Origin of the sequence: Yersinia canariae, assembly GCF_009831415.1 — a bacterium.
GTDB classification, from domain to species: domain Bacteria; phylum Pseudomonadota; class Gammaproteobacteria; order Enterobacterales; family Enterobacteriaceae; genus Yersinia; species Yersinia canariae.
The window spans coordinates 2,718,301-2,743,356 of record NZ_CP043727.1 but is presented as its reverse complement, the minus strand read 5'-3'; the positions used below and the strand labels follow the sequence as shown (position 1 = coordinate 2,743,356).

Sequence of the window (25,056 nt, the reverse complement as noted above, 5' to 3'; positions counted from 1 at the left end):
ATGAAAAACCTTATTTTTCGCGCGGCGGGATGGCGGAGAATAACCGCGAGAGAAAAAGGTGCCAGAGGGGACTGGCACCCGTCACAGAGTGTTATTTAACGATTATTACTGTCATACAGGTGAGTTCTGCGTTTTTTCAAGATGAAATAGCCGATGGTCAAAATAACAAACCACAGTGGCGTCACAATCAGCGCCTGCCGGGTATCACTTTCTAACGTCAACAGCACCAACACAAAGGCAAAGAACGCCATGCATACCCAAGACATGAAAATCCCGGCGGGCATTTTGTAGATGGATTTTTTATGCAGCGCTGGGCGTCTTTTGCGATAAACCAGATAAGAGCAAAGGATGATAGTCCAGACGAACATAAACAGAATCGCCGATACAGTGGTGACCAGAGTAAAGACAGTCATGACGTTCGGAATAAGGTAAATCAGCACCACGCCACCCAACAGGCAAATACAAGAGAATGTCAGGCCAGAGGCGGGAACCGAGCGGCGCGATAATTTACCAAACTGCTTTGGTGCGTCACCTTCTTTCGCTAAACCGAACAGCATACGGCTGGTGGAAAACACGCCACTGTTGGCGGAAGAGGCCGCAGAGGTCAACACCACAAAGTTGATAACACTGGCAGCGGCGGGCAGGCCGACCAGAACGAATAACTCAACAAATGGGCTTTTATCAGCAACCACTGAGCTCCATGGTGTCACAGACATAATCATAATCAATGAGAAAACATAGAACATGATTATGCGGATAGGAATGGAGTTAATCGCACGTGGCAATACCACCTCTGGGTCTTTGGTTTCAGCGGCAGTGGTCCCAACTAATTCAATACCGACAAACGCAAAAACGGCAATCTGGAAACCGGCAAAGAAGCCACTGATTCCTTTCGGGAACATGCCGCCATCATTCCATAAATGGGTAAATGATGCGGTCGTGCCTGATGGGGACTGATAACTCATTAATACCATGGTCAACCCGGCAAAGATCAGCGCCACAATTGCCACAATTTTAATCATGGCAAACCAGAACTCCATCTCACCAAACATTTTTACTGTTGCCAGGTTTAGCGACAGCAGCAGCAAAACGACTAATAATGAGGCGACCCACTGTGAGAAGCCGGGGAACCAGAATTGCGCATAAGCGGTGATGGCAACAACATCGGCAATACCGGTTATCACCCAGCAAAACCAGTAAGTCCAACCGGTGAAGAAGCCCGCCCATGGGCCTAATAGGTCAGCGGCAAAATCACTGAACGATTTATACTTCAGATTCGAAAGCAGCAATTCACCCATTGCTCGCATCACGAAGAACAACATAAAGCCGATTATCATATAAACGAAGATGATCGACGGCCCGGCAAGGCTGATGGTTTTACCCGATCCCATAAACAAGCCGGTACCTATGGCACCACCAATAGCAATAAGCTGAATATGGCGATTGGAGAGACTTCGTTGAAGGTGCTCCTCAGGTTCCGGCACAGGTTCTGCCACTATCTTGGATTGGTCTACCATCTTTCCCATTCCCTCTTCCTGTATTTGTGAAGTTGTTGAGCTCTATGTTGGCTCTTTGGTCTTACCCTGTCTGTCTGTCTGTCTGTCTGTCTGTCTGTCTGTCTGTCTGTCTGTCGGATTTTTGTATGTTTTAAATACAACTTTCGAATTATTTAATATCTTCGCAACAATAATTGCACAATACGCCTCGTTTTCCAGTGTTTATATTTCACACACTGAATTTTGTTAAGTTCATCACAGCGCATGGAATTACAACATGAAGTTACATAACTAACAATAATAGCAAGTGCCTGATGCATAATTAATCCACGGAGATGAATATCACTTGGTATAAAGAGAAAAATCCGATGAAGTGTTTGACAGTAAAGACTAACAGGAGAATAATTATCGCCGTTGGGTCGTTAGCTCAGTTGGTAGAGCAGTTGACTCTTAATCAATTGGTCGGCGGTTCGAACCCGCCACGACCCACCAACAAAACCATAAATATCAATAAATTATAAAATCCTCATTTAAAATCCCCAAAAGTAGTGGCGACAAAATGGCGACAGAAATCTGTGGCGATGGCGATTTTTTGACACTAAAAAATTCGCGAGTTTGCAGGTTATTTTTTGCCAAATAATATAATTAGAAATTGAGCGTAGATTGCTCTTGAGCAGTTGGATGTAGCGGAGTTTTATTAATAACATATGGAGTCATAATAGAGCGAATAAATGTCTCTATTGTAATAAATGTATGTCCACAATTAATATTGGTACACCGATTATATCTCTCTTTAGTTTCGGAAGATATTTCACGACTGGATCAAGTATGCCTGTGCAACGGCAAATAGGGCATCGCGTCATAATAAACACCTCAACGTTCATTTGAGCTTATTGACTATTTTAAATTATTCAAACTAATAAATAATTTGTTTATATTCAACTGGTTATGTATAAATGGCTTCATGGCTTATATCTGATAGTAGAACTTCAAGTTCGAGGTTTGTCGTATAACCGTTATTATTGAGCGAATGAATAATTTTAGTCATTATCCGCGGCTGGCTATCTTTCACCGGCTTAAACCCCTTAACTTTGACGGGTGTTTCCGGGTATAGCTTTGGCCTGCCAACGGCTAAAGTAATAGAAAACTCAGCCACACCACGTTGTAATTTATCGCGTTTTGCCTGAGCAGCGCGTATGGCTTGTGCTTTGGTGGCATAATCGCGCCAGAACCTCTCTCTTCTATGAATGGGAATAATCGCCAGTAGCAGAGGTGTTTTGTTAACTACCACATGTTTTTGTGTGGCAAGAATGGTGTCAATGTTTATTGCTAAGCAATAATCCCACTCTGCCAGTATAAATTCGCAGAAGCAGCAGAGTGGTCATCAGCATGAGCTATAAGGGTGGGATATTTTACTCGTTACTGAAAAACAAAATGAAGAACTCCAGCAACTAGGAGCAGAAACGCGGTGTATTGTAAGTAGTACGCTGACATTGTTTTCATATTAACCTCCTCGGGGATCATTACAGTTAATAAGCAAATTCTGCGCCACATATAAACAATTGATTAACTGAGTATTTTTAATTATTTTAAATAAATAAACGCACTGAATTGGGGAGTAAGCCCCATTTTAGGGCGTATAAACGACTATTTTTTGGGGATGTCTTTCTAAAGAGGGCCGGGGGAGTTAACCTCCCCGATAACGGATACTAAATTATAGTGGTTTACTAATGGATTACATTTACTGCTAGGCAGGTTTTTGAGCAGAGAGTAAGAATATCATTGGACGTTCTTTTTCCTCATCCAGCGCAGGACAATCTGTAATTTGCTGTGCTGCTGGGCCCCACTCCTCTAAATATCTAATAATGAAACCATGTTCGATTAAAAGATTAATATAAGTTCCTAACGTTCTATGTTGCTTAATTACACCTTCAGCTAACCAGTTTGTGACTCGCTCACCTTCAGCCTGATAGCTATTTACTGGCCATGATTTTTGCCCATCATCTGCAATTAACCAACCGGGTTGCTTAGGCGCGGTGTAGATAGGATGTTCTGCAGAAAAAATGAAATTTCCCCCCGGAAGCAAGGCGTTATAAATTGTAGTCAGCAACTCTGGAAGCGCTTTGATGTAATGTAATGCTAGAGAACTGTATGCTAAATGATACATCTGCTGTGGTAGTTTGGTATTTTCCAAATCTTCTTGGCGATAAGTAATGCCTTCGTCAGCAGTCATTTCTTTAGCGCGATTTAACATTCTCTCGGAAACATCAATGCCTAAAACTTCAGCCGCGCCTTGTAAACGTGCATATTGGCAAAACCAACCATAGCCACAACCTAAGTCGACAACTTTACGTCCAGCCAGTGGTGGCAGGATTTTACAGATAGCTGACCACTCCGGAGCACCATCTAATCCATCGACTGAACGGCTAAGTTTGGCGTAGCCTGAAAAAAAATCCTGATTATCATAAATATTCTGAGCCATTTATATTCCTCTTTAAATATCATTTATGTTGCTCGATAAAAAGCGTCACAAGTTTATCATCAATATGATGATATTAAATATGACGAGAAGAGATCTGAATCTTATTTTCACTTGAGATGTATTTTCATTGGCAAGAGTGAGAGTCGTGTTGAGATTATAATAACAAATAGTTAAAGCGATTTAATGTGAATGCCGAATAAACTCGACAGAGTTGACCTCCTGTTAATTATCAAAAAAATAGACTAAACTTTGTACAGTTCGAGTTGGCAATGTATTGTTAACCGTTCTTGATAGAAAGTTTTTGTTTGCTGTTTGCCAAAGACTGATAAAGCATCTCTATACTACCCATGTTGTTGGATATTATGGTCAATTAAGGTGTTTTATTGCTGACTGGATGCTTCTCTTACAGGAGATAGCGATGACTCCCGTACAAATACTGATTATTTTGGTGCTAACACTTTTTGCATTGTACCGTCAGTCGGTCAGTCACGAGGTGTCGTTAGGCCCCGCTCGTTTTAAATGGGCTTGGGTTTATGGGATGGTCGGGCTGGTAGTGGGTGGCACATATATGCCAGCTACCATGACTTCCTGGGTTGTATTAGGTAGCGGTGTTTTATTTAGTATCGTCATCGGTGTTTTACAAGGCCGTCTCATTGAGATCTGGCGTGAACCGGATGGACGTATTTTTTGCAAAGGAACACCTCTGACCATCACTTTATTCCTACTGCTCGTGGGATCAAAATGGATTATTGGCACACTGCAGTACCTTTATAATCAACCAACTGAGCAAGGCGGATTTGGTGAAATTCTGATTATGATTGCAGTAATGGCTGCATTTCAGGTCGAAATCGTGCGGCGACGTATCCGGGTCTTATATCCGGATAACCCGGTTGACTCGTTACCTGAAGGGCAATAAGAAAACATTCTCTCAGCTAACAGTCGAGGACTGACTGCTAGCTGTTATAAGATCGTAATAATATTCTGAATGTCTCTAAATCAATCGACAATAAAAAGTCTGGCACCAGAGATGGTTGAAGAACGATGAGCTTCTGCGTGGTCAGCGACTTGATAACTCATACCCGCTTTTAATATAAAAATACGCCCATCAGCGAGTTCAGTATTTAACTCACCGTCAATGCACAGCAAAATGTGCCCTTTGGAACACCAATGATCAGCAATGTATCCTGCACTGTATTCAACCATGCGAACCCTGATACCCCCAAAATTTTGAGTTCGCCAATATGCAATCCCTTGGTCCCCCATATGTTCGGTTTTATCCACAGTCGACCAATCAGTGATACCGAATGGGATATCCACTATATTCATTTAAACTCCCAATAATACACGCGGGTGAGACTCAGATTAGCTCACTAGTAATAAGGAATACACAGTCTATTACTTTATTGCCAGTCCAAATTTTATAAAGTGGGCCATACTATGAGTGACATGGTAAAACGGAGTTATCAAGCCTATGAAAAATCCCACAATTTTCCAGTTTTTCCATTGGTATTATCCTGATGGAGGCAAATTATGGCAGGAGGTTGCTGAGCAAGCTGAGCATATTAGCCAGCTAGGAATTAATTACGTCTGGCTTCCTCCCGCCTATAAAGGCGCTTCAGGCGGGTATTCTGTCGGATATGATACTTATGACTTGTTTGATTTAGGTGAATTTGAACAGAAGGGAACTCGGGCAACGAAATACGGAGACATAGAAGGGCTATTCAATGCAATTAATCGCCTGAAGGAAATGAATATCAAGGTCCTGCTTGATGTTGTATTCAATCATAAAATGGGTGCCGATGAAAAAGAACAGATAAGTGTCCATAAAGTAAATCCTGAAAACCGTACTGAGATTGATGATGGCGTTATCGATGCTCAAGCTTATACCCGGTTCACCTTTCCAGGTCGCCACGAAACGTACTCATCCTTTATCTGGGATAAACAATGCTTTAGCGGTGTTGATCATATTGAAGAGTCGACAGATGAGGGTATTTTTAAAATTATAAATGATTACAGTGAGGATGGCTGGAATACCGAGGTTGATGACGAGTTAGGTAATTTTGATTATCTCATGGGGGACGATATTGATTTCCGCAACCCTGCTGTCATGGGCGAGTTAAATTATTGGGGAGAGTGGTTGCTAGAGACATTACCAATTGATGGTTTTCGCCTGGATGCAGTGAAACATATCCCCGCATGGTTTTTCAAACAATGGATTCAGCACGTCCAAAATAAAGCGAATCATGATTTACTGATTATTGCGGAATATTGGTCACCCGATATTGAAAAATTACAGCAATATCTGGAACGCGTTGAAGGGGCGGCAATGTTGTTTGATGTGGCCTTGCACCACAAGTTTCACGAGGCATCAAATCAAGGGGAGGATTTTGATCTCACACACGTGTTTAGTGGGACATTAATCGAAGCCGATCCAATGCATACAATCACCATAGTGGCAAACCACGATACTCAACCACTTCAATCTCTGGAGGCCCCTGTTGAACCTTGGTTTAAACCGCTAGCCTATGCATTGATTTTAATTCGTGAGCAGGGAATTCCTTGTATATTTTATCCTGATTTATTTGGCGCTAACTATGAAGACACTGGGGATGATGGAGGGACTTATCAGATAGAAATGCCGGTTATTGCCGAATTAAAAAAATTAATTCAAGCTAGAAAGCGCTTTGCACATGGCGCGCAAAGTGACTATTTTGATGATAAAAACTGTATAGCTTTTGTCCGTGCAGGTACAGAGGATGATCCCGGTTGTGTTGTTGTTCTTTCTAATGGTGCTGAAAATGAGAAAAAAATCACGTTAGGAGAAAACTTAGCCAATAAAGAGTTTGCTGATTTTTTAGCTAATCACTCGGCTATTATTACCACCGATGATTCCGGTGAGGCTGTATTCCCAGTGAATGGGGGAAGTGTGAGTCTTTGGGTGCAGAAAGAGTTTCTACAATAATATGTAGTGAGCTAGCGCTGGATGAGTCAATAACCCTCTGACTGAAATAAGAGTTAAGCCTTTATTGTTCCGCAGGTTTAGCTCTTATTCATTATTTTCGAGTGATTGTTATTGTCAGGTGGTGGATATTCCGCCAATGATAAGGTCGATTCTGGCTCATGCTTCTATGATTTCACTGACTATTTGGTTTGCCCCATTTATATGGTCTGAACTTAAGCGATTTTATGGCGTGTGCTAAGATTGCCTTCTCAAAATATGAGGTGTTCAATCATGGTATTTGTCATTCTTTGGTTTGTTATTGCAGGGTTAAGTGAATATTTGGTGTGGGGTTATCCTCTGGTAGCCGTGTCATTAGCACTGCTTTTCGTGGTGCTTGGTGGGTATTGGATTTACCGAATCAGGAAAATTCAGGTAAGTGATGAGCCATCGGATGAGGTGAGATCAAAATCCATCAGTAACCTGAACCTGATTTTCTCAGTGGTCATGCTTGCTATTCATGCCCTTCTTTTATTGCTATTACGTTGACTAAATTATGTTTTATGGCATGGGCAGTTGTTAGCCGTGCCATCGACTCCATGCAGATATGAGTATCCAGGCAGCAATAACCCAACATAACACGGCTGCCGTTAATGCCGTGGGTAAACGCAAGTGTCCAATAAAAAAATAAAGTGATATCAGATAGATAAAGTAAGGAATGATTGCCCATAAACCAAAGATGATGGTGATACGCAATGCCTGGATACTGCGTTCGCTACCAACGACATAATGTGCAATAAGTGCGAATGTCGGAAACAACGGGATTAAGCCAGCAATGTAGTAATTACGCGTTTTTGATAATATTCCTATCAATACCACAACGGCGGCACCGATTAATGCTTTTAGTAGCAGGCCCATCATTGCCTCAAACGATTATAAAACAAGCTGCCGATAGAGTATATTTCAATGAAAGAAAAGAATTTTCTATATCGACAGCATGATTGCATAGGAATATTGCACGTTATCACTGGCCGTTATTGGCGATAACCGCTTTTAATTTGAGCAAGTGTATTGGTGAAAACTTCAGCTTGAGCAGTGTCTTCAATATCGGCAATAGAGCGCTCGATATTTAAAATTACTTTTCCCGCATCGGCTTGGCCGATCGCTTTTAACAGAAAGGTCACAGTAGCTTTCAAACATGCAACTTCATTTGCTAAAGTTTCTGGGTCAGCAGAAGTGGTAAAGTCTGGATTACTCATTTTTTTTCCTGAAATGGTCGCTTTCCTGTGGACAGGACGATTTGGGAGACCCGCACCGCAGTGAGCATAGGTGGCATTATTAAACAGTTATTGCATTATATCATAAACTGATGATTAGCTTTGATAACATGTGCGCAATCTCCCAATGAAGAGCAGCATGCCGGTGATGTTGTGGCTAACCAATGTTTTTATTCATGCTGAATGCATTAACTTAATTAAGTTAATTTTGTTCATAAAAGGCATGTCTTTTTTGTAATGAGTAATTTGTGTCAAAAACACTCATTTTTAAGGTGAATAAGAGATGTGCAATAAATAAAAAATAAGAATAATTCCTATAAATGAAAATAGGGAAAAATTATATGATTATCAGTTGTATCAATATGTTGTGTTAGATGACATAAAAATTATTTTTTTGAGGGATAATAATTACGATTTGTATGAATGAATGCGTAACGCCAAGAAAAATCTTAAAAAACTTTCCTTTTTTATCATGTCATTAATTGATATGCCTGTGATTTTATGCACATAGTAAAAAAGATGATAAAAATAATATCTGTCAAACAATATAGATATGAATTTGCAATTATTCTGTATTCATTCTTTGCCCGAAAACAAGTAATATCATTGCCGTAAGTCAAGCGTGATTAGGTTACTCCCTTATTTTTTGGAGAATTTTCTTTGATTAGCGTTCTTCTTGTTGATGACCACGAACTGGTGCGCGCAGGGATACGACGCATTCTTGAAGACATCAAGGGTATCAAAGTAGCGGATGAGATGCAGTGTGGTGAAGATGCGGTAAAATGGTGCCGTAACCATATTGTTGATATCGTTTTGATGGATATGAATATGCCCGGTATTGGCGGGTTGGAGGCAACGCGTAAAATTTTACGTTTTTCCCCAGATACTAAAGTTATCATGTTAACTATTCATACCGAAAATCCGTTACCCGCGAAAGTTATGCAAGCGGGTGCTAGTGGGTATTTAAGTAAAGGTGCTGCACCTCAGGATGTTGTGACGGCTATCCGAGCGGTTCATTCAGGGCAACGTTACATTGCTTCTGATATCGCGCAACAAATGGCTTTAGGGCAGTTGGAACCGCCGACCGAAACGCCTTTTAGTTGTTTGTCAGAGCGCGAGTTACAAATTATGCTAATGATAACAAAAGGCCAAAAAGTCAATGAGATATCGGAACAACTTCATCTGAGCCCGAAAACAGTGAACAGCTACCGCTATCGTATGTTTAGCAAACTGAATATCAGTGGTGATGTTGAATTGACCCATTTGGCTATCCGTCATGGGTTGTTTAACGCGGAGACGTTATCTAATAGTGACTGATTGTTTTGATTCTAAAGGGTTTTTGAAAACTGTCACCAGCCAGCCTGGCGTTTACCGTATGTATGATAAGGCGGGGACAGTTATTTATGTCGGCAAAGCTAAAGACCTTAAAAAGCGTCTAACGAGTTATTTTCGTGCTCATGTTGCAAGCCGGAAAACGGAAACATTGGTTAAGAATATTGCTCAAATTGACGTCACCGTCACTCATACGGAGACGGAAGCACTCCTGCTTGAGCATAATTACATTAAACTTTATCAGCCCCGTTACAATGTGTTGTTGCGGGATGATAAATCGTACCCCCTTATTTTCCTCAGCGCGGACAAACACCCGCGTCTCGGCATCCATCGCGGAGCAAAGCATGAAAAAGGGGAGTATTTTGGACCATTCCCAAACTCCTATGCTGTCCGTGAAACGTTAGCATTATTGCAAAAGCTTTTTCCTGTCAGACAATGTGAAAACAATGTCTATCGCAACCGCTCTCGGCCTTGTCTGCAATACCAAATTGGCCGTTGCTCGGGGCCATGTGTGGCGGGGTTGGTGAGTGAGGAAGAGTACCAGCGTCAGGTTGATTATGTGCGTTTGTTCCTGTCAGGCAAAGATCAACAAGTCTTGACACAACTGATCTCTCGCATGGAAGAGGCCAGCCGATTGCTCCATTTTGAAGATGCGGCGCGTATTCGTGATCAAATACAGGCTGTGCGACGAGTTACAGAGCAACAGTTTGTTTCTGGCGACAGTGAGGATCTTGATGTCATCGGTGTTGCGTTTGATGCCGGGTTAGCCTGTGTTCATGTGTTATTTATTCGGCAAGGAAAAGTGCTGGGAAGTCGGAGTTATTTCCCCAAAGTTCCTGCTGGAACGGAATTGAACGAAGTTGTTCAGACCTTTGTGGGGCAGTTTTACTTACAAGGGAGCCAGGCGCGCACACTTCCCGGTGAGATTTTGTTGGATTTCACTCTTGCAGAAAAGGATCTTTTGGCATCCTCTCTTTCTGAATTAGCGGGTAGAAAAATCCAGATTCAAAGTCGTCCTCGAGGTGACCGAGCTCGCTATCTCAAGCTGGCCCGAACTAATGCCTCCACGGCCCTGGTTACGCGTTTATCGCAACAATCAACTATCCATCAACGGATGAAAGAATTGGCTAAGGTTCTTAATCTTGATGAGATAAATCGTATGGAGTGTTTTGATATCAGCCATACGATGGGAGAGCAAACAGTTGCATCTTGTGTGGTATTTGATGCAAATGGCCCTGTACGTTCGGAATATAGGCGCTACAATATTAGTGGTATTACTCCGGGTGATGATTATGCGGCGATGTCTCAAGTGCTTAAGCGCCGTTATGGCAAAGCATTAGATGATAAAAAAGTCCCTGACGTTATCTTTATTGATGGCGGGAAAGGGCAGTTATCCCAAGCTTTTGACGTTTTTGCTTCACTAAATGTTCCGTGGGATAAGAAAAAGCCTTTATTAGTCGGCGTTGCGAAAGGAAGTGATCGCAAAGCAGGGTTGGAAACACTGTTTCTGGCTGCTGAGGGGGAGGGCTTTTCATTACCGCCAGACTCACCCGCGTTACATCTGATTCAACATATTCGTGACGATTCTCATAATCACGCAATAACGGGTCATAGGCAACGCCGTTCAAAAGTAAAAAATACTAGCGCATTAGAAATGATAGAGGGAGTGGGCCCTAAACGGCGGCAAATACTGCTGAAGTATATGGGCGGACTGCAACCTTTACTTAATGCTAGCGTCGAGGAAATTGCAAAAGTGCCGAGTATTTCACAAGCATTGGCAGAAAAAATCTACAATGCATTGAAACACTGAAGCTAATGTTGCACCATACTCATAATATCCACACCAGCCAGATAGTTATCGTAGCATTATGCAATTGAATATACCGACTTGGCTTACCTTGTTCCGTGTTGTACTCATCCCATTCTTCGTTCTGGCGTTTTATCTGCCATTCGTCTGGGCTCCGATGGTTTGCGCCATCATATTCGTGTTTGCAGCAGCAACTGATTGGTTTGATGGCTTTTTAGCCCGCCGCTGGAAGCAGACAACCCGTTTTGGGGCTTTTCTTGACCCTGTTGCGGATAAAGTTATGGTGGCCATTGCGTTAGTGTTGGTCGCTGAACATTACCATGTCTGGTGGATTACTTTACCGGCGGCGACGATGATTGCTCGTGAGATTATCATTTCTTCCCTCCGGGAATGGATGGCTGAGATCGGTAAGCGTAGTAGCGTTGCGGTCTCATGGATTGGTAAAGTGAAAACAACAGCCCAAATGGGTTCACTTGTAGGATTACTTTGGCGACCTGACCATAATGTAGAGCTTGCGAGTTTTGTGCTTCTTTACATTGCCGCTGTACTGACATTTTGGTCAATGTTTCAATATTTAAACGCTGCATGGAAAGATTTGCTCGAACCTTGATCGAAGCGCCGGAAAAAGCAGCAAACGAACGAATTAGTCAGATAATTTTATTGACTCATTGCGTCAGGTAAGTAGAATGCATCGCATCAGACGGCAGCAACGAAATGTCGAAAGATAGCAAAAGAATCAGTAAGTTCTGATGTTGCGGGAATAGCTCAGTTGGTAGAGCACGACCTTGCCAAGGTCGGGGTCGCGAGTTCGAGTCTCGTTTCCCGCTCCAAATTAGTAGGTTGGCTATAAAGCGAACCTCAGTAGTAAGGTAAAGAAAATAAGGCGCGTTGGCAGAGTGGCCATGCTACGGATTGCAAATCCGTCTACCTCGGTTCGACTCCGGGACGCGCCTCCAGTTTTCCAGAGCCCGGGTGGTGAAATCGGTAGACACAAGGGATTTAAAATCCCTCGGCTTATGGCTGTGCGGGTTCAAGTCCCGCCCCGGGCACCATGGAAACAAATCTAAGTAAAACAAAGTAGTATGAGTATGTCGTTAACCGCCGAGAGGCGGTTTTTTTGTGCCTGAAATCACCTTTCACCATTGTTTCGCCATATCACTTCGCCATATCTTGCCCGCCCACAACAGGGACAATATTAATTTTTCTATCATATCTTGCGGTCTGTGATGCGTTTTTGTGCCCTGAGATTGCCTGCTTGTCATATAGCGAACCAGTTAGATCTGAGATACCTTTTGCTTTCAGATCGTGGAAAGTGAAATTAAACTCCAGTTCTGGATATTTCACAGCAGCCGCTTTTTTTGCTTTCATCCAGTGGGCATTAAAACTATCGCGGGTGAAGCGTGATCCTGATTGCTGGTGTAACAAATAGATGCTCATAACACCTTGGTTTAGAGGAAGGGTGCCAGCCTGCCGTATAGACTCATGCAGCCTAGGTGTCCAAGCTTTAATTTGGGCAACGCCAGTTTTGCTTTGTTGTATAAGTATACCATTCTCCAGCAGCTGCCCTTTTTTCATATCTAAAATATCCGCTTGCCTGGTACAGCATAAATAAGCTAACTCCATAGCTACTTTTACGACCGATGGAGCAACATCATAAAGTGCAGTGTATTCTTCATCGGTTATATAGCGAGTTCTGGCTTTTTCTTTAAATTGCTTAACCCCTTGGCAAGGATTTAACTTTACTTTCCCACGCTCATATCCCCAGCGAAACACCCTCGACATGAAGGACTTTTCCCTGTTTGCCTGAATTCTGCTTTTTGCTCCGCGTTTATCCATATACTTTCGAATATGCTCTGGTTTTATGTTGTCTGGAGACATTTTTCCAAACACGGCTATTATTTTTGATGAGTATTTTCGATAATCTTTTTGTGTCTCGATGGCCAGTTCACAGAAATCACCTGACAATAGAAATTCATTAATCAAACCAGTAAATGTCGAATCCTCTTTTTAGCTAATCATTAATTTTTCAAAGGCAACCCATACATCAGCCTGGCTGCATTCAAAGCTACATAGTCGAATTGTTCTCCCGTCTATTGCCCTGAACTCATATGCAGACTTGCCTTTACGAACCCGTGGCGGCATCCAGTTATCTGTTGGGTTCTTGCGTGGACGTGACATTAAATAGCCCCATAGTTAGGTTGATCTTCAGGCACGTTCTGAGTGATATTGCGGGAAGAAAGAGGGTGCTCAACATGCGCCCATGTTGTACTGGGCCTACCATCTTTGCGTTCGATGAAAAAAATGCCATTTTCTCGTAAGCATTCACACTGCTTCTTGGGTTGAACAAAACCAGTGATCTCTTCCAATTCAGCGCGAGTTAGTAATTTTCCGCTATCTTCGCTCATGGGGTTTACTCCACACAATTTGGTTAAGGCCCGCCGCAAACGGGCCGTTCTACTAATCTATATCGCTGCTGGTGGCCAGTGCGAATTTGGCCATCAAATTCTCTCCTGGCTTTTGAAAGCACACCCAGTTGGTATTTGCTCGTTTGCCTGATGGATGCCCAAATATGGGCGGTACCGGCGACAGTTTGATAATGTCGCGAGTAGGGATATGCACTTCATTCCACTTAAAGATAAGAACTCCCCCGGCACGTAATACACGGAACGCCTCAGCAAAGCCTTTGGTTAGGTCGTCTTTCCATGACTTACTGAGAATGCCGTATTTCTTCCCCTGCCAACCCTCTGGCCCACAGTGTGTGAGGTGGGGTGGATCAAATACAACGATTTGGAAAGTGTTATCGGCAAACGGTAACTGGCGAAAATCAGCCACAATATCCGGCCTGATATCTAAGTTCCGACCATCACATAGCGTATGACTTTCAGAGCGGATATCGACGAACACAGCGCGGGGATCAGCACGGTCGAACCAAAACATGCGGGAGCCGCAGCACATATCTAGAATTGACTTATCATCATGCCTCTCCTACGATGATTGGCAGTAATCCAGCTTCACTACGAACGGCCTCGATCGCTTCTTGTGGATAGCCCCATATATTTCCTTTGCACAGGCTGCTGCGTTCCGGTCCTAGATAGTAAGCATCAATACGCTCACCCCTGCAGATGTAATTCCGCATCATAATAACCAGCGACCGTAAAGTTCCACCGTGGTTAAATCCCTTCCAGTGGCGGTTTTCAAAGTGGGTATAAATCCGCTTACCGGTATATTCATCAATCAAAAAAACCCTGCCGGTGCTGTTCAGTTCGAGATGGGCGACTCTCTCCGTTCTCGTGTCAAAGAAGAACCGGCGACCATAGGCGGCAATAATCCCGATCAACTGATTGGCATGATCAAGGCGCTGTTGCTTCGTTGATTCGCTGCTTACCATAACTTCTGGTTCAACCTTTAGCCGTAGGCACACTGGACCGTCTCGGAAATTACCGTCAACTATTCCGTCCAGTTGGCTAATTTCCCGTTTGGTTAGGTTGTGCATTTTGGCGATACAGAAATCCCCCTTAAGAACACCGGCCCCCGGTGCGCGAGCAGATGTTTGGCCGTAACTGTAGCCACGATCATTAAGCCACGCTTGGCATGCGCACCAGGCTTGAAAGTCGCCTTTTTGTTCGAACAACAGTTGAAAGCTCATAGGTCACCTTGATGTTTTCTAGTGGCCACCCGCAGACGTTCAAAGATTGCTGCCGCAAAAATCCTTTCCTCCCCCAGATCACACGCCGAAAAATACTCATGCGCTGCTGTCACTGCTGCCTGATGCTTATCGATAAGCGCTATCTTTAATGCTTCAAGATGGCTGCGTTCCAGGTGATTAGCTAACGCTTCGGGATCGCATTCGATAGGGCGCAACCAGTAACAAACGGGACCGTCTTCTGTGTCATGAATAGAAGCGAGAAACCAACCATCACCTGCTGGTGGCGTGGGGTGCCACATGCTGAGATCACAATCGCCAGCGTCGTATGCGGCCTGCAATTCTTCTCCGTTTTCTTCGCACTCCATCCAGCTGATCGCACCCGTAACACGATTAAGAGCTTTCCACGCATCGAATTCACCTTCAACGCCGAACTCATTACCATTTGCTGGCCCAAAGAAATCAGGATGTGTCCAGAAACCCAAGGCATCACGTTCAACTGGTGCTGCTGTAATTGTCTTGATCATCATTGTTTCCTCGCATAGAGAACGCCATCAACGGGCAGGCATTCATATTCAGGTGGTAGGCCTTGTTGCTGGATGTCGGCTATACAGTTCTTATCATCCGGATAGACGTAGCCTTGAGGCTCGTACTGGCACGGCTGGAAGGTGTAGCAGACGAGTAAGAACAGGCCGTACATCATGATTGAGTGGCCGCTGTCAGCTCATTGAGCCGCGCCGCGAATACAACACGTATCTGGCTTGGCGTCATGGGTACTATTGCAATGTCAGCCAGAGGGATACCTTCAAGCATCGGCAATTCCTTACCGTCATCGATGTCCAGTTCTTGGCGTTCGGTGGCCAGCATGATCAGATCGCAGTAATGAACAACAGAGGACATTTCGGCAGGAAGCCCAAATTTTTCGCGAATAGCCATATCAATCCGATGCTCAATAACTTTGTAATCAGGCAGTAGGCGTTTAAGAGGGGAGGGAATATCTCTGCAATACGCTTCGCTAGCATCATGCAATAGGGCTTCAAGGGCGAACTCTTCCGGCACAATTTGGCTCATTAGCCAACAGTGTTGGGCTACGGAATAGAATACGGGTAATTGCCCAGCAAAGCGGCAGTCATTGGATAAGCCTTGAATAATATCTTTATCGCTAATACTGCTAGGGATAGGATTCAAATAATCAAAAGTCAATCCTGAATAAGTAGTGATACACGTCATAAATATACTCCACACGGTTTTTAGGTAATACCCCGCCAAATACCCCATTGCTGGGACATTTGAAGTGATACTATTTAATTAAGGTTTAATTAATTACGCTTTAAATTTACCAATAAAGGTTTCAACTTCTACGCCTTTAAATTTAGCGGTAAGCAATTCAAGAAATTCAACAGCAATCTTTTCTTCTTCCGCTTCCAGTTGAACAATGCGTAATACTAAAACGGGAACATTGCCACCAGTGAGAATGCTATATCTCAATTTAAAACGACGTTCGCCTAATCCCTCATAGGGAATACATTTAAATTCAAATGCGGCAGGCATAACATCTTTGCTTTTGGCTTCAACGCTTTCCATTACAGATCGTTTCGCGCTGAAATCTTGGTCTTCATGATCGGCTGAGCTGGTTTGTTCAATAGTAATGCGGCGAACTGCACCCACGGCTTTCTTTATATCTAGCACAACACCATCAGCATCAAAGGCCAGTAAGAACTCACGATAATCTTCCAGCCATTCAGCAAGTTCTTTTTGAGTCTGTTTGCGGCCATCAATGTTAAGCAGTTCGCGGAATGGGGCAGTTTTCTTGAGTGACAGACTGGCAGTATTATCCGCATGTCCGGGATTAGATAACGTGCCAATATTAAAGATGGTTTGTGCGCGCATTTCATCAGCATCAATAAAACAGCGAACACCTTCACCAGCATAACCAGAAGAATATTTTACATATTCATCAATGCTGCTGGTTTCCATCGCACCACGGAAGCGGTAACGCTCAAGATTGAATTGCTCAAGGCTTTTAACTGAGACGCTAGCCGGTAAAGCAATGGTATCGCAATCTGTATCAGCTAATTTCCGTTCAACTAATGTCGCTAATACCATATCGCGAATTTCAGTGATAGCTGATGAATCTAATTGTTGAGACATATAAAGTCCTTAAGAATATAAATAAATTATGACCAAGTGATAAGTAATTAATTTACGGTTTTTAATTTCCCGTCAGACTCACCATTAATTGTGAATAACTGCCCCTGATCTTCTTGCATAATTGCCAGCTTGCCGCCTTTGCCAACATACATAGGCGTTTCGGTGGTATCTTCTTCGGAGGACTTACCGCGCGGAGTAGGGGTGGTGAATTTCAGCTTATGGCTGATCATGACGCGCTTTTCTTCCATTGAATTACTCATGCGAGATAGATCAAATTCAATGGTTACCTTGCCTTTGCCGCCATTATTTAGAACGCCTAACGCGGCAGCATTTAAAGCAGCTGATATTTTATTTTCGAAAATACCGGCATCCAGCTCACCAAGAAATTCCGGCACCACGGTTTTTCTTTCTTCGCTCATCGGGGTGATCCTCTGTTATGCAGCTTACGCTGCAGGTTAGTTACTCCACACACAGAGAAGAACACCGAGCCGGGGGCTTTATACTGCACAGGTTAAAAGGGATAACCCGACCGGTGTGCTTCTCTGTGTGAAAAGGGCGGCTGGCCATAATCTGGTGTTGGCTGGCGCAGCCGCTAAAGACACAGCACAGCAATGGAACAAGGTTGTGGTTTCCGGCGCTTATCTCCGGCAGCTGCAATTGCACAGGCCAGCTCTTTGGCAAACCACAATCAGATGAATACTTAACGAATACTCATGTGATTGTGAGCCTGATTACTTTCCACCTCAGGCGGCGGTGGTATCTTGGAAGTTCTCACACAACCAAGAGGGGCTTTATATGACTCATATCCATAGTCGGGAATATATGGAAGGTGGTAGTGTCGTTACCGTTGAATGTTCACATCAAATAAACGTTCTATTGATGGATGATTCTAACTACAACTCTTATCGCCGAAACGGTCGGACAACTTATTACGGTGGCTGGTATACACATTTTCCTGCCAATATTTCAGTTCCACACTCTGGAAATTGGAATGTTGTTTTGGCTTTACCCGCAGGGCATCGAGCAAATATTAATTACTCAATTAACGTTATCAATTAGCTAGGGGCATAGCCCTTGCTGATTCAATTGCTTCATTTAGAGCGGAAATGATTTCTTTGGATATTCCGCTCTCAATGTTGGTTTCGACTGGCGACATAACTCCGCCCTTTGGGCTATTGCTATACACCCACAGTGTCTCACCAAAGCGATCCTGTACGATTACCTTCATCTTTCTGCCTCCAACTTATCGACTATAAGGATTTACCTAGCGAATCATCCGGTGTTTCGTATGCCACCGGCAGCTACTATGTGGGCGTCCTGCCCGTTCGCTGTTGATGGATTCAGTATTAGTAAACTTACATTTAAAGTCAAGAATAAAAATTAAGTTTACTTACTTTTATGGATGGGGCATAAAAAAGCCCGCGCTTGGCGGGCCTCTTTAAGAAGATATACGTGATTATGGTAGGTCGATTATTATCTGCTTTACTATACCAATCAATTTACAGGTGTCATCTACTTCAATAGGCTTGAATTGAGGGTTTAACGGCATTAAATATTTATTAGGGCCATCAATTACAAATTTCTTAATTGTTGCTTCGTGATTTCCATTCGTTTGAGCTATAACGATTTTTTCATTAACATCTTCAATAAATCCATATTCTGGATCGACTATTACAATAGCCCCTTCAGGGATGCTCAGTGAGCTTGATGATGTCATTGAATCGCCTTTAACTCTTAAAGCAAATGCAAAATCAGAAATTTTAGCTGTAGTTTCAACCCATTCAGATCTAGCCCCAGTTGAGCTAAGTGCTTCAGTCCAGGCTCCGGCCTGCACCCATGAAATAACGGGTACAACTTTTGATTTACTGGCCATGGCCTTTATCGAAGGTTCTAACTCTCCCTTTCCAGATAAAAGCCACTCTGGTGAACATTCAAGCAATGAGGCAAGTTTCAGCAAGCTATCGCTGGATAGACCGGTAGCATCACTTTCCCATTGAGTTACGGCAGACGCAGAAATGCCTACATATTCAGCGATATCTTTCTGGGTCAGCTTCAACTGCCGCCGCCTAAATTTGATTCTTCCGCCAACTGTATCCATAGCATCCACCATATAAAAAAGACGTAAGTAATCTTACATTCAGTTGACGTAAGTAGTCTGTGAATATACGATGTAAGTATGCTTACTTTTATGGAGGTAACTATGCATAAAACTGACGTTCTTGAGTTCTTCAAGGGCACATCGAAAACCGCTATTGCTCTTGGTGTTTCGCATAGCGCTGTTTGCCAATGGGGTCACATCATTCCAGAAAAGCAGGCTTTAAAAGCTGAAAAGATTACGGAAGGGAAATTGAAGTATGACCCATCCGACTATCAAAAGCCTACGGCACCAGCGGCCTAGGTTAAACCACCAGATAGGAAGAAACATTGTGGATAACAAAGACTTTCCAACTCAGCCGGATATCAGCGATGCGATACACCAGTTGATCACCCAAACGCCGGGTAAGTATGACGCCATGGCCAAACAGTTATGTCCGCTGTCCGGTACCGAGAATGCATTACGTAACCGGGTGCGTCAGTTGGCAGGGCAGGTGGTTCCATTGGGAATGGCGGTAGAGATGGAATCAATCTCTGGCCGTTCTGACATTACCGAAGCTATGTGCAAGCGAGCTGGTGGCGTGTTCGTGAAACTGCCCGAAGTGAATGATATCGGCAATGAAGAATTGCTTATCAAATTTAACGACTTGCTGGTGGCCTTGGGTGAATTTGGCAGGGCGCATAACGAGTTTACTGCTGATGGTGTTTTAGATCGCGATGAGAGTAAGAGATTAAAAGCGAAAGGGTACAGAGCACAGTCGATTATTGCAGAAATTATTGCGGTATCAGAGTTGCTTTGGGGTGACGCCCCAGAATGCGGTTCCGGGGCGTCGGGTGCATTAACTAAACGTGTGGAGTAATTAACGCATGAACATTGTAGCGGCTAAACGCTCATCCCTGCAACTACGTTGCTTACCTGTTACTGGGAGAGAGTCATTTCGTTATGTGATGAGAATACCCGGCCTTTGGATATGTGTCACCCACAGCGCGGCTGATTATGTTGTGGATACATTCCGATATCTTGCGCTGCCAGCACCAAAGGTAGGTCAGGTATGAAAATTAACTCTAATCTTCTTCGTGCGGCTCAGGTCTGTGTGTCAAAAGACATACTTCGCCCAGCATTGGTGGGTATTCACATATCACAGAAGTATGTGGAGGCGACTAACGGCCATGTGGCGATCCGCATGTCTCACGGCGTTAGACTGAAAACACCGGTTATTATCAATATTTCCGGAAAGATACCCGCCCGAGCCAGCGTTACCGACATTCGTCTGAAAGGCGAACATATTGCCGTTCACTATGACGAGAATGGCTTGCGTGTAGGGATATCACTGATTAGCACCATTACTTTTCATGAGTTCCCTAATCTGGATAAGGTTATACCACAAGCTAAAGACGATGAATTAACGCCAGCATTTCAGGTTGGTTACCTTGCCTACTTGTCAAAAATGTTCGGTACCCGATATCTGCATGGTGCCAAATTCCAGTTTTTTGGTTCAAGAAAACCTTGCTGTGTCAGGTTTTCCCGTAAGTGCCGAGAAGATTATGGAAACCCTTTATTTATATTGATGCCAATGCGCCAGCATGAGGGGGACTACGATGACTAATCCCGGCTCAACCACTACTAACCCCGTCCAATTGCTTGATCGGTACTACAACGATAAGCGCGGCATTCGTGTTCACGTTATTGGCTACGACAGGGCAGGTGACCGCGTCATCTTTCTACGTGAGCAGCAGGGATATAAACCTGAATGTGCTCAGCCAACTGACCGTTTCAGAGAAGATTTTACACGGGTGGATGTATGAGTCTTGACGCTATGCGCTGGGCCAAAAAAGTCAAAACAGGAAGGTCGTCGGCCAAATCCGTGTTGACTTGGCTTGCTGATATGTGTGGGGCGGATCATTGCGCTTTCCCATCTATTGCGGCATTGGCTGAAGCTACTGAGTTAGATAAGAAAACTGTTCAATCCAGCCTCCAGCATTTAGTTGCTTTAGGCATGATTGCCGACACAGGCGAACGCCGTGGGCGCACAAAACAAGTCATTGTTTATAAACTAATTGGCGTTGATGAAAGCATTGCTGATGTTGAACACACCCAAAAACGGGAACATTACCGAAAACGGGATCGTTTAAAGCAACCTCCTGTTGAGGTAAACACACCCAAAAACGGGAACATTACCGAAAACGGGATTGTTTCAACTGAGGTAACACACCCAATTTTGGACGATAACACACCCAAAAACGGGATACGGAATCTTTCAGGAATCGTTAAAGATCTAAAACCAATACCCCCTATAGCCCCCCAGCCGATTGATCCGGAAGTAGAGCTGGTCACAACTGCGAGAGGGGTACTTCAATTTTTAAATCGTTTAACAAACGGCAAAACCACTCCAAGCCGCGAAACGTTGGCGGATATTCAGGCCCGTTTGCTGGATGAATATACCGAGGCTGAATTACTGCTGGTTATCGAATGGCGTGTTGCAGAACTTCTTAACAATCCAAAGTGGGCGCGGTTACTGACTGCACCTGAAATATTTAGGGCAGATAAATTCTCTGGCTTCCTGTTGGGTGCTAACGCTTGGGTTGCAGCTGATAGGCCATCACTGGACACCACTGTTACCGAAAACATTGATTTTGAAGAATCATTCCAAAGGTTGCTAGGTAGCCGTGGTCGCCCAAGGAATGCTGCAGAAAAAGCGGCTCAGGCAGAAGCTGATAAAGGTCGTCTTGGCTCAATTCCAAATATTACTTCGGCAAAAATGCAGTGGCGGCCAATTTTGGTTAGAGCTTATGCCAAGCATGGCACGGGGGCGATATGACCTATCAAATCATTTATGCAGATCCACCGTGGACCTACCGTGACAAAGCGAATAGCGGTAAGCGTGGTGTCGATTTCAAATACGAGACTATGAACCTTGCTGATATCTGCCGCTTACCTGTGTGGGAGCTGGCGGGTGATAGTTGCTTGTTAGCGATGTGGTGGGTACCCACTCAGCCACTGGAGGCGTTAAAAGTTGTTGAAGCCTGGGGCTTCCGGTTGATGACCATGAAGGGCTTTACTTGGCATAAGACCAACAAGAATAAGGGCAACAGTGCGATCGGCATGGGCCATATGACCCGCGCCAACAGTGAAGATGTGTTATTTGCTATGAAAGGCCGGTTACCTGAACGCTTGAATGCCGCCATTTGTCAGCACCAGACCGCACCACGCGGCGAGCACAGTGCTAAGCCTGATATTTTCCGCGATCTGCTTGTCTCTCTGTTGGGCGATGTTCCCCGCATAGAGCTGTTTGCCAGAACACAGGCCGAGGGCTGGGATAGTTGGGGCAACGAGTGCATTAATAGTCTGGAGCTAACCCCTGCCACCATTCGGACTGCACCACAAAAACAGCTACAAAATATTCCTGAAATTATTCCGGTACCGGAAACCGGTAACACCGTCTGGCCAGTCGAAGTAAATCTGTATTTCAACAAAGTACCTGGTGCCGCTGAATTACCGGTCGATCTGCAACATAAAATCTTAGGCAATATCAACCGCATGAAATTAGACGGTATCCCACCTGATGCCATCATTGCCGCCGCCGCAACACTTACCGTCGCCATGGGAGCAACAGCATGAAAGAAATCATCGTAGATAATTTTGCCGGTGGCGGTGGTGCTTCCACTGGAATTGAAATGGCTATCGGTCGCAGTGTTGATATTGCAATCAATCATGATCCAAATGCTATCGCCATGCACACCACCAATCACCCCGACACACTGCATTATTGTGAATCGGTATTTGATATTGACCCAATAGCCGCGACCGCCGGCCAACCTGTTGGCCTGGCATGGTTCAGTCCTGATTGCCGTCATTTCAGTAAGGCCAAGGGCAGTAAGCCAGTTAAAAAAGAGATCCGTGGTCTGGCGTGGATATTGATACGTTGGGCACTGGCAAAGCGTCCACGCGTTATGATGCTTGAAAATGTCGAAGAGTTTAAAACGTGGGGGCCGCTGCTCACTGCTGAAGACGGTACCGAGCATCCTGATCCTCGTCGTGCTGGTGAGACATTCGCGGCATTCGTTGGGATGCTGACCTCGGGGATTGATGCCGGACACCCAGCGTTGCAGGAATGCTGTGACGTGTTAGGGCTTGATATCAATGGTGCTGATGCTCAGCGTTTGGCTTCTGGTTTAGGCTATTTAGTGGAGTTCAGAGAACTTCGGGCCAGTGATTATGGTGCGCCAACCATCAGAAAGCGTTTCTTTATGGTCATGCGCTGTGACGGGCAACCGGTCGTCTGGCCGGAGCCGACTCACGGCGATCCAAAATTATTGGAAGTTCAGAGCGGACACCGTAAACCGTGGCGCACCGCAGCCGAGTGTATTGATTGGTCAATCCCTTGTCCGAGTATTTTTGAGCGCAAGAAACCGCTGGCAGAGAACACCTTGAAGCGTATAGCGCGAGGTATTCAGCGTTTTGTTATGAATAACCCCACGCCGTTTATCGTGAAATGTAACCACACCAGCTCTAAAACGTCTTACGACTGTTTCCGAGGCCAGGCTCTGGAACAGCCTTTGCAGGCCATAACCAAAACCCCTGGCTTCTCATTAGTTGCCCCAATCATTGCCCGTATCGGTCAAACCGGTTTTGGTGGTGACCGTATGGCATATGAGGCAGGCAAACCGCTAACCACAGTCACTAGCAAGGCTGAACATTTACTGGTTGCCCCGATCATTGCTCGTCAGTTTGGAAACAGCGTAGGCCATAGTGTAGAGGAACCCAGCGGCACGGTAACGGCTGGCGGTGGTGGTAAATCTCAGTTGGTATCTGCGTTCTTGGCTAAACACTTCGGCGGCAACTATACCGGCTCAGGCGCTGATCTGAATCAGCCAGCCCACACAGTAACGACGGTTGATCATCATGCGCTGGTTACTTCAAATCTGATTAAGTTGCGCGGCACCTGCAAAGATGGTCAGCCAGTAACTCAGCCGATGCCAACTATCACGGCCGGTGGTCTGCATGTCGGAGAGGTTAGGGCTTTCTTGCTTAAATATTACGGTAACGAGAAAGAGGGAGTGAGTCTTAACGACCCGCTGCATACCGTGACCACTAATGATCGCTTTGGACTGGTGACAGTTGAAGGGATTGATTATCAAATCGTCGATATCGGCATGCGTATGCTGCAACCGCATGAACTGTACGCCGCGCAGGGCTTCCCGAGCTGGTACATCATCGACATGGATTATACCGGTACTAAATACGCCAAAGATAAGCAGGTAGCTCGCTGTGGCAATGCGGTGCCACCACCGTTTGCCGAAGCGCTTGTGCGGGCAAATCTGCCTGAAATGTGTATCGAACGTAAAGAGGTGGCAGCTTGAAACTAACCCTGCCATTTCCACCCTCTGTGAACAGCTACTGGCGCGCCCCGAGTAAGGGGCCGTTAGCGGGTCGCCATCTTATTAGCGCTAAGGGTCGTCAGTTCCGAGTTGAGGCTTTGGCCTGCATTCTGGAGCAATTACGGCGGGTACCAAAAGCGATTACTGGTCATGTTGCAGTAACCATTAACTTCTACCCACCAGATCGACGCATCAGGGATATGGACAACTATCTGAAAGCGCCCTTGGATGCCCTTACTCATGCGGGTGTTTGGATTGATGATAACCAGGTGAAAAAGATGGCGCTTGAATGGGGGCCAATCATCAAGGGAGGAAAGATTGAGATACAGATCAGCGAGGTGAATATAAATGTTCACCTTTAATGTTGTATTAATGTACAGTGGTTGTGCAGTTAATCGCCTCTCTAATTATGCGGAAATTAGATTGGAGAGGCTTAAGAAGGCTAATGTGTGGAGTA

Annotated in this window: 27 protein-coding genes, 4 tRNA genes and 4 pseudogenes; 19 read left to right on the top strand and 16 right to left on the bottom strand. The window is 44.6% G+C overall.

What is annotated here, in order from left to right:
* Positions 1-95 precede the first annotated feature (95 nt).
* Positions 96-1,517: a D-serine/D-alanine/glycine transporter gene (gene cycA / locus F0T03_RS12730; RefSeq protein ID WP_208787123.1), complete on the bottom strand. Its 1,422-nt coding sequence runs from the start codon at positions 1,515-1,517 to the stop codon at positions 96-98.
* Positions 1,518-1,912: 395 nt separating this feature from the next.
* On the opposite strand from cycA, the gene F0T03_RS12725 reads away from it, so the two are divergent.
* A tRNA-Lys gene (locus F0T03_RS12725) sits at positions 1,913-1,988 on the top strand.
* A 153-nt stretch (positions 1,989-2,141) separates the two neighbouring features.
* Here the strand turns inward: F0T03_RS12725 and F0T03_RS12720 are convergent.
* From F0T03_RS12720 to F0T03_RS12710, 3 genes and pseudogenes are all read right to left on the bottom strand, one after another.
* A pseudogene (locus F0T03_RS12720) lies at positions 2,142-2,359 on the bottom strand (ogr/Delta-like zinc finger family protein).
* 83 nt (positions 2,360-2,442) lie between these two features.
* Positions 2,443-2,715: pseudogene (locus F0T03_RS12715) on the bottom strand (phage late control D family protein); the annotation flags it as partial.
* A gap of 528 nt (positions 2,716-3,243) precedes the next feature.
* On the bottom strand, positions 3,244-3,978 hold the full coding sequence (locus F0T03_RS12710; RefSeq protein WP_145556168.1) for a class I SAM-dependent methyltransferase: 735 nt from the start codon (positions 3,976-3,978) through the stop codon (positions 3,244-3,246).
* Positions 3,979-4,396: 418 nt separating this feature from the next.
* Here F0T03_RS12710 and F0T03_RS12705 point away from each other — a divergent pair, with 418 nt between their 5' ends.
* Entirely contained in the window at positions 4,397-4,894 is a 498-nt protein-coding gene (locus F0T03_RS12705; protein WP_145556167.1) for a hypothetical protein, read from the top strand.
* Between the two features lie 80 nt (positions 4,895-4,974).
* Here the strand turns inward: F0T03_RS12705 and F0T03_RS12700 are convergent, their stop codons facing one another.
* The gene (locus F0T03_RS12700; RefSeq protein ID WP_159678739.1) at positions 4,975-5,304 is read right to left on the bottom strand and encodes a DHCW motif cupin fold protein; all 330 of its coding nucleotides are present in this window, start codon (positions 5,302-5,304) and stop codon (positions 4,975-4,977) included.
* 145 nt (positions 5,305-5,449) lie between these two features.
* On the opposite strand from F0T03_RS12700, the gene amyA reads away from it, so the two are divergent.
* Both amyA and F0T03_RS12690 read left to right on the top strand, forming a co-directional pair.
* Positions 5,450-6,940 (top strand): alpha-amylase, encoded by a 1,491-nt coding sequence (gene amyA, locus F0T03_RS12695; RefSeq protein WP_159678737.1) that lies wholly within the window; start codon positions 5,450-5,452, stop codon positions 6,938-6,940.
* Positions 6,941-7,210: 270 nt separating this feature from the next.
* Positions 7,211-7,465, top strand: a complete 255-nt coding sequence (locus tag F0T03_RS12690; protein ID WP_145556164.1) for a hypothetical protein — start codon at positions 7,211-7,213, stop codon at positions 7,463-7,465.
* A gap of 30 nt (positions 7,466-7,495) precedes the next feature.
* Here F0T03_RS12690 and F0T03_RS12685 read toward each other — a convergent pair whose 3' ends face one another.
* Both F0T03_RS12685 and F0T03_RS12680 read right to left on the bottom strand, forming a co-directional pair.
* Entirely contained in the window at positions 7,496-7,834 is a 339-nt protein-coding gene (locus F0T03_RS12685; RefSeq protein WP_145556169.1) for a GlpM family protein, read from the bottom strand.
* A 116-nt stretch (positions 7,835-7,950) separates the two neighbouring features.
* On the bottom strand, positions 7,951-8,175 hold the full coding sequence (locus F0T03_RS12680; RefSeq protein ID WP_145556163.1) for a DUF2594 family protein: 225 nt from the start codon (positions 8,173-8,175) through the stop codon (positions 7,951-7,953).
* 678 nt (positions 8,176-8,853) lie between these two features.
* On the opposite strand from F0T03_RS12680, the gene uvrY reads away from it, so the two are divergent.
* From uvrY to F0T03_RS12650, 6 genes are all read left to right on the top strand, one after another.
* Positions 8,854-9,510 carry a UvrY/SirA/GacA family response regulator transcription factor gene (uvrY, locus tag F0T03_RS12675; protein ID WP_005160181.1) on the top strand — a complete coding sequence of 219 codons (657 nt, stop codon included), beginning with the start codon at positions 8,854-8,856 and terminating at the stop codon, positions 9,508-9,510.
* Positions 9,503-11,335 carry an excinuclease ABC subunit UvrC gene (gene uvrC, locus F0T03_RS12670; protein WP_159678735.1) on the top strand — a complete coding sequence of 611 codons (1,833 nt, stop codon included), beginning with the start codon at positions 9,503-9,505 and terminating at the stop codon, positions 11,333-11,335. The genes uvrY and uvrC overlap by 8 nt, the downstream gene beginning before the upstream one ends.
* 58 nt (positions 11,336-11,393) lie before the next feature.
* Positions 11,394-11,942, top strand: a complete 549-nt coding sequence (gene pgsA, locus F0T03_RS12665; protein ID WP_019080796.1) for a CDP-diacylglycerol--glycerol-3-phosphate 3-phosphatidyltransferase — start codon at positions 11,394-11,396, stop codon at positions 11,940-11,942.
* A gap of 144 nt (positions 11,943-12,086) precedes the next feature.
* Positions 12,087-12,162: transfer RNA gene (locus F0T03_RS12660), tRNA-Gly, on the top strand.
* A gap of 52 nt (positions 12,163-12,214) precedes the next feature.
* A tRNA-Cys gene (locus tag F0T03_RS12655) sits at positions 12,215-12,288 on the top strand.
* A 10-nt stretch (positions 12,289-12,298) separates the two neighbouring features.
* Positions 12,299-12,384, top strand: a tRNA-Leu gene (locus tag F0T03_RS12650).
* 103 nt (positions 12,385-12,487) lie between these two features.
* On the opposite strand, the pseudogene F0T03_RS12645 reads toward F0T03_RS12650, so the two are convergent.
* The 8 genes and pseudogenes from F0T03_RS12645 to F0T03_RS12605 all read right to left on the bottom strand — a co-directional run bounded on the left by F0T03_RS12645 (position 12,488) and on the right by F0T03_RS12605 (position 17,545).
* Positions 12,488-13,510 (bottom strand): annotated as a pseudogene (locus F0T03_RS12645) (tyrosine-type recombinase/integrase).
* Positions 13,510-13,737 carry a DUF4224 domain-containing protein gene (locus F0T03_RS12640; RefSeq protein ID WP_159678733.1) on the bottom strand — a complete coding sequence of 76 codons (228 nt, stop codon included), beginning with the start codon at positions 13,735-13,737 and terminating at the stop codon, positions 13,510-13,512. Before F0T03_RS12640 ends, F0T03_RS12645 begins: the two are co-directional and overlap by 1 nt.
* 52 nt (positions 13,738-13,789) lie before the next feature.
* Positions 13,790-14,269, bottom strand: coding sequence for a class I SAM-dependent methyltransferase (locus F0T03_RS12635; RefSeq protein ID WP_246169895.1), 480 nt, complete (start codon positions 14,267-14,269; stop codon positions 13,790-13,792).
* 37 nt (positions 14,270-14,306) lie between these two features.
* Positions 14,307-14,978: a hypothetical protein gene (locus F0T03_RS21600; protein WP_208787077.1), complete on the bottom strand. Its 672-nt coding sequence runs from the start codon at positions 14,976-14,978 to the stop codon at positions 14,307-14,309.
* Positions 14,975-15,505, bottom strand: a complete 531-nt coding sequence (locus F0T03_RS12620; RefSeq protein WP_246169894.1) for a hypothetical protein — start codon at positions 15,503-15,505, stop codon at positions 14,975-14,977. The genes F0T03_RS21600 and F0T03_RS12620 overlap by 4 nt, the downstream gene beginning before the upstream one ends.
* Positions 15,506-15,674: 169 nt before the next feature.
* Entirely contained in the window at positions 15,675-16,205 is a 531-nt protein-coding gene (locus F0T03_RS12615) for an HD family hydrolase (protein WP_159678729.1), read from the bottom strand.
* Between the two features lie 93 nt (positions 16,206-16,298).
* A complete protein-coding gene (locus F0T03_RS12610; RefSeq protein WP_159678727.1) occupies positions 16,299-17,126 on the bottom strand; it encodes a YfdQ family protein in 828 nt (275 codons plus the stop codon).
* Positions 17,127-17,173: 47 nt separating this feature from the next.
* Entirely contained in the window at positions 17,174-17,545 is a 372-nt protein-coding gene (locus tag F0T03_RS12605; protein WP_129195593.1) for a hypothetical protein, read from the bottom strand.
* A 376-nt stretch (positions 17,546-17,921) separates the two neighbouring features.
* Here F0T03_RS12605 and F0T03_RS12600 point away from each other — a divergent pair, with 376 nt between their 5' ends.
* Positions 17,922-18,185, top strand: coding sequence for a DUF1883 domain-containing protein (locus F0T03_RS12600; protein WP_159678725.1), 264 nt, complete (start codon positions 17,922-17,924; stop codon positions 18,183-18,185).
* 397 nt (positions 18,186-18,582) lie between these two features.
* On the opposite strand, the gene F0T03_RS12595 is transcribed toward F0T03_RS12600, so the two are convergent.
* Positions 18,583-19,224 carry a LexA family protein gene (locus tag F0T03_RS12595; protein ID WP_159678722.1) on the bottom strand — a complete coding sequence of 214 codons (642 nt, stop codon included), beginning with the start codon at positions 19,222-19,224 and terminating at the stop codon, positions 18,583-18,585.
* 102 nt (positions 19,225-19,326) lie between these two features.
* Here F0T03_RS12595 and F0T03_RS12590 point away from each other — a divergent pair, with 102 nt between their 5' ends.
* The 8 genes and pseudogenes from F0T03_RS12590 (at position 19,327) to F0T03_RS12555 (ending at position 24,961) form a co-directional block, all read left to right on the top strand.
* The gene (locus tag F0T03_RS12590) at positions 19,327-19,524 is read left to right on the top strand and encodes a Cro/CI family transcriptional regulator (protein WP_005174518.1); all 198 of its coding nucleotides are present in this window, start codon (positions 19,327-19,329) and stop codon (positions 19,522-19,524) included.
* A 28-nt stretch (positions 19,525-19,552) separates the two neighbouring features.
* Positions 19,553-20,080 (top strand): YmfL family putative regulatory protein, encoded by a 528-nt coding sequence (locus F0T03_RS12585; RefSeq protein ID WP_159678720.1) that lies wholly within the window; start codon positions 19,553-19,555, stop codon positions 20,078-20,080.
* A gap of 192 nt (positions 20,081-20,272) precedes the next feature.
* A complete protein-coding gene (locus tag F0T03_RS12580; RefSeq protein WP_159678717.1) occupies positions 20,273-20,827 on the top strand; it encodes a beta clamp domain-containing protein in 555 nt (184 codons plus the stop codon).
* Entirely contained in the window at positions 20,820-21,026 is a 207-nt protein-coding gene (locus F0T03_RS12575; protein ID WP_159678714.1) for a DUF4222 domain-containing protein, read from the top strand. The genes F0T03_RS12580 and F0T03_RS12575 overlap by 8 nt, the downstream gene beginning before the upstream one ends.
* Entirely contained in the window at positions 21,023-22,039 is a 1,017-nt protein-coding gene (locus F0T03_RS12570) for a helix-turn-helix domain-containing protein (protein WP_159678712.1), read from the top strand. Before F0T03_RS12575 ends, F0T03_RS12570 begins: the two co-directional genes overlap by 4 nt.
* Positions 22,036-22,575: pseudogene (locus F0T03_RS12565) on the top strand (MT-A70 family methyltransferase); the annotation flags it as partial. The gene F0T03_RS12570 and the pseudogene F0T03_RS12565, both read left to right, overlap by 4 nt.
* Positions 22,576-22,835: 260 nt before the next feature.
* Positions 22,836-24,581, top strand: a complete 1,746-nt coding sequence (locus tag F0T03_RS12560) for a DNA cytosine methyltransferase (protein WP_159678706.1) — start codon at positions 22,836-22,838, stop codon at positions 24,579-24,581.
* Positions 24,578-24,961: a RusA family crossover junction endodeoxyribonuclease gene (locus tag F0T03_RS12555; RefSeq protein ID WP_159678703.1), complete on the top strand. Its 384-nt coding sequence runs from the start codon at positions 24,578-24,580 to the stop codon at positions 24,959-24,961. Before F0T03_RS12560 ends, F0T03_RS12555 begins: the two co-directional genes overlap by 4 nt.
* The last annotated feature ends 95 nt before the right edge of the window (positions 24,962-25,056 follow it).

Coding starts and splice junctions, on each gene's coding strand:
- F0T03_RS12620 (WP_246169894.1), bottom strand. CDS start 15,505: ATGATGATCAAGACAATTACAGCAGCACCAGTTGAACGTGATGCCTTG.
- F0T03_RS12590 (WP_005174518.1), top strand. CDS start 19,327: ATGCATAAAACTGACGTTCTTGAGTTCTTCAAGGGCACATCGAAAACC.
- F0T03_RS12570 (WP_159678712.1), top strand. CDS start 21,023: ATGAGTCTTGACGCTATGCGCTGGGCCAAAAAAGTCAAAACAGGAAGG.
- cycA (WP_208787123.1), bottom strand. CDS start 1,517: ATGGTAGACCAATCCAAGATAGTGGCAGAACCTGTGCCGGAACCTGAG.
- F0T03_RS21600 (WP_208787077.1), bottom strand. CDS start 14,978: ATGAGCTTTCAACTGTTGTTCGAACAAAAAGGCGACTTTCAAGCCTGG.
- F0T03_RS12615 (WP_159678729.1), bottom strand. CDS start 16,205: ATGACGTGTATCACTACTTATTCAGGATTGACTTTTGATTATTTGAAT.
- F0T03_RS12700 (WP_159678739.1), bottom strand. CDS start 5,304: ATGAATATAGTGGATATCCCATTCGGTATCACTGATTGGTCGACTGTG.
- F0T03_RS12685 (WP_145556169.1), bottom strand. CDS start 7,834: ATGGGCCTGCTACTAAAAGCATTAATCGGTGCCGCCGTTGTGGTATTG.
- F0T03_RS12575 (WP_159678714.1), top strand. CDS start 20,820: ATGACTAATCCCGGCTCAACCACTACTAACCCCGTCCAATTGCTTGAT.
- F0T03_RS12635 (WP_246169895.1), bottom strand. CDS start 14,269: ATGTTTTGGTTCGACCGTGCTGATCCCCGCGCTGTGTTCGTCGATATC.
- F0T03_RS12605 (WP_129195593.1), bottom strand. CDS start 17,545: ATGAGCGAAGAAAGAAAAACCGTGGTGCCGGAATTTCTTGGTGAGCTG.
- amyA (WP_159678737.1), top strand. CDS start 5,450: ATGAAAAATCCCACAATTTTCCAGTTTTTCCATTGGTATTATCCTGAT.
- F0T03_RS12560 (WP_159678706.1), top strand. CDS start 22,836: ATGAAAGAAATCATCGTAGATAATTTTGCCGGTGGCGGTGGTGCTTCC.
- F0T03_RS12680 (WP_145556163.1), bottom strand. CDS start 8,175: ATGAGTAATCCAGACTTTACCACTTCTGCTGACCCAGAAACTTTAGCA.
- F0T03_RS12705 (WP_145556167.1), top strand. CDS start 4,397: ATGACTCCCGTACAAATACTGATTATTTTGGTGCTAACACTTTTTGCA.
- F0T03_RS12710 (WP_145556168.1), bottom strand. CDS start 3,978: ATGGCTCAGAATATTTATGATAATCAGGATTTTTTTTCAGGCTACGCC.
- F0T03_RS12610 (WP_159678727.1), bottom strand. CDS start 17,126: ATGTCTCAACAATTAGATTCATCAGCTATCACTGAAATTCGCGATATG.
- F0T03_RS12640 (WP_159678733.1), bottom strand. CDS start 13,737: ATGAGCGAAGATAGCGGAAAATTACTAACTCGCGCTGAATTGGAAGAG.
- F0T03_RS12595 (WP_159678722.1), bottom strand. CDS start 19,224: ATGGATACAGTTGGCGGAAGAATCAAATTTAGGCGGCGGCAGTTGAAG.
- pgsA (WP_019080796.1), top strand. CDS start 11,394: ATGCAATTGAATATACCGACTTGGCTTACCTTGTTCCGTGTTGTACTC.
- F0T03_RS12600 (WP_159678725.1), top strand. CDS start 17,922: ATGACTCATATCCATAGTCGGGAATATATGGAAGGTGGTAGTGTCGTT.
- F0T03_RS12690 (WP_145556164.1), top strand. CDS start 7,211: ATGGTATTTGTCATTCTTTGGTTTGTTATTGCAGGGTTAAGTGAATAT.
- F0T03_RS12580 (WP_159678717.1), top strand. CDS start 20,273: ATGAAAATTAACTCTAATCTTCTTCGTGCGGCTCAGGTCTGTGTGTCA.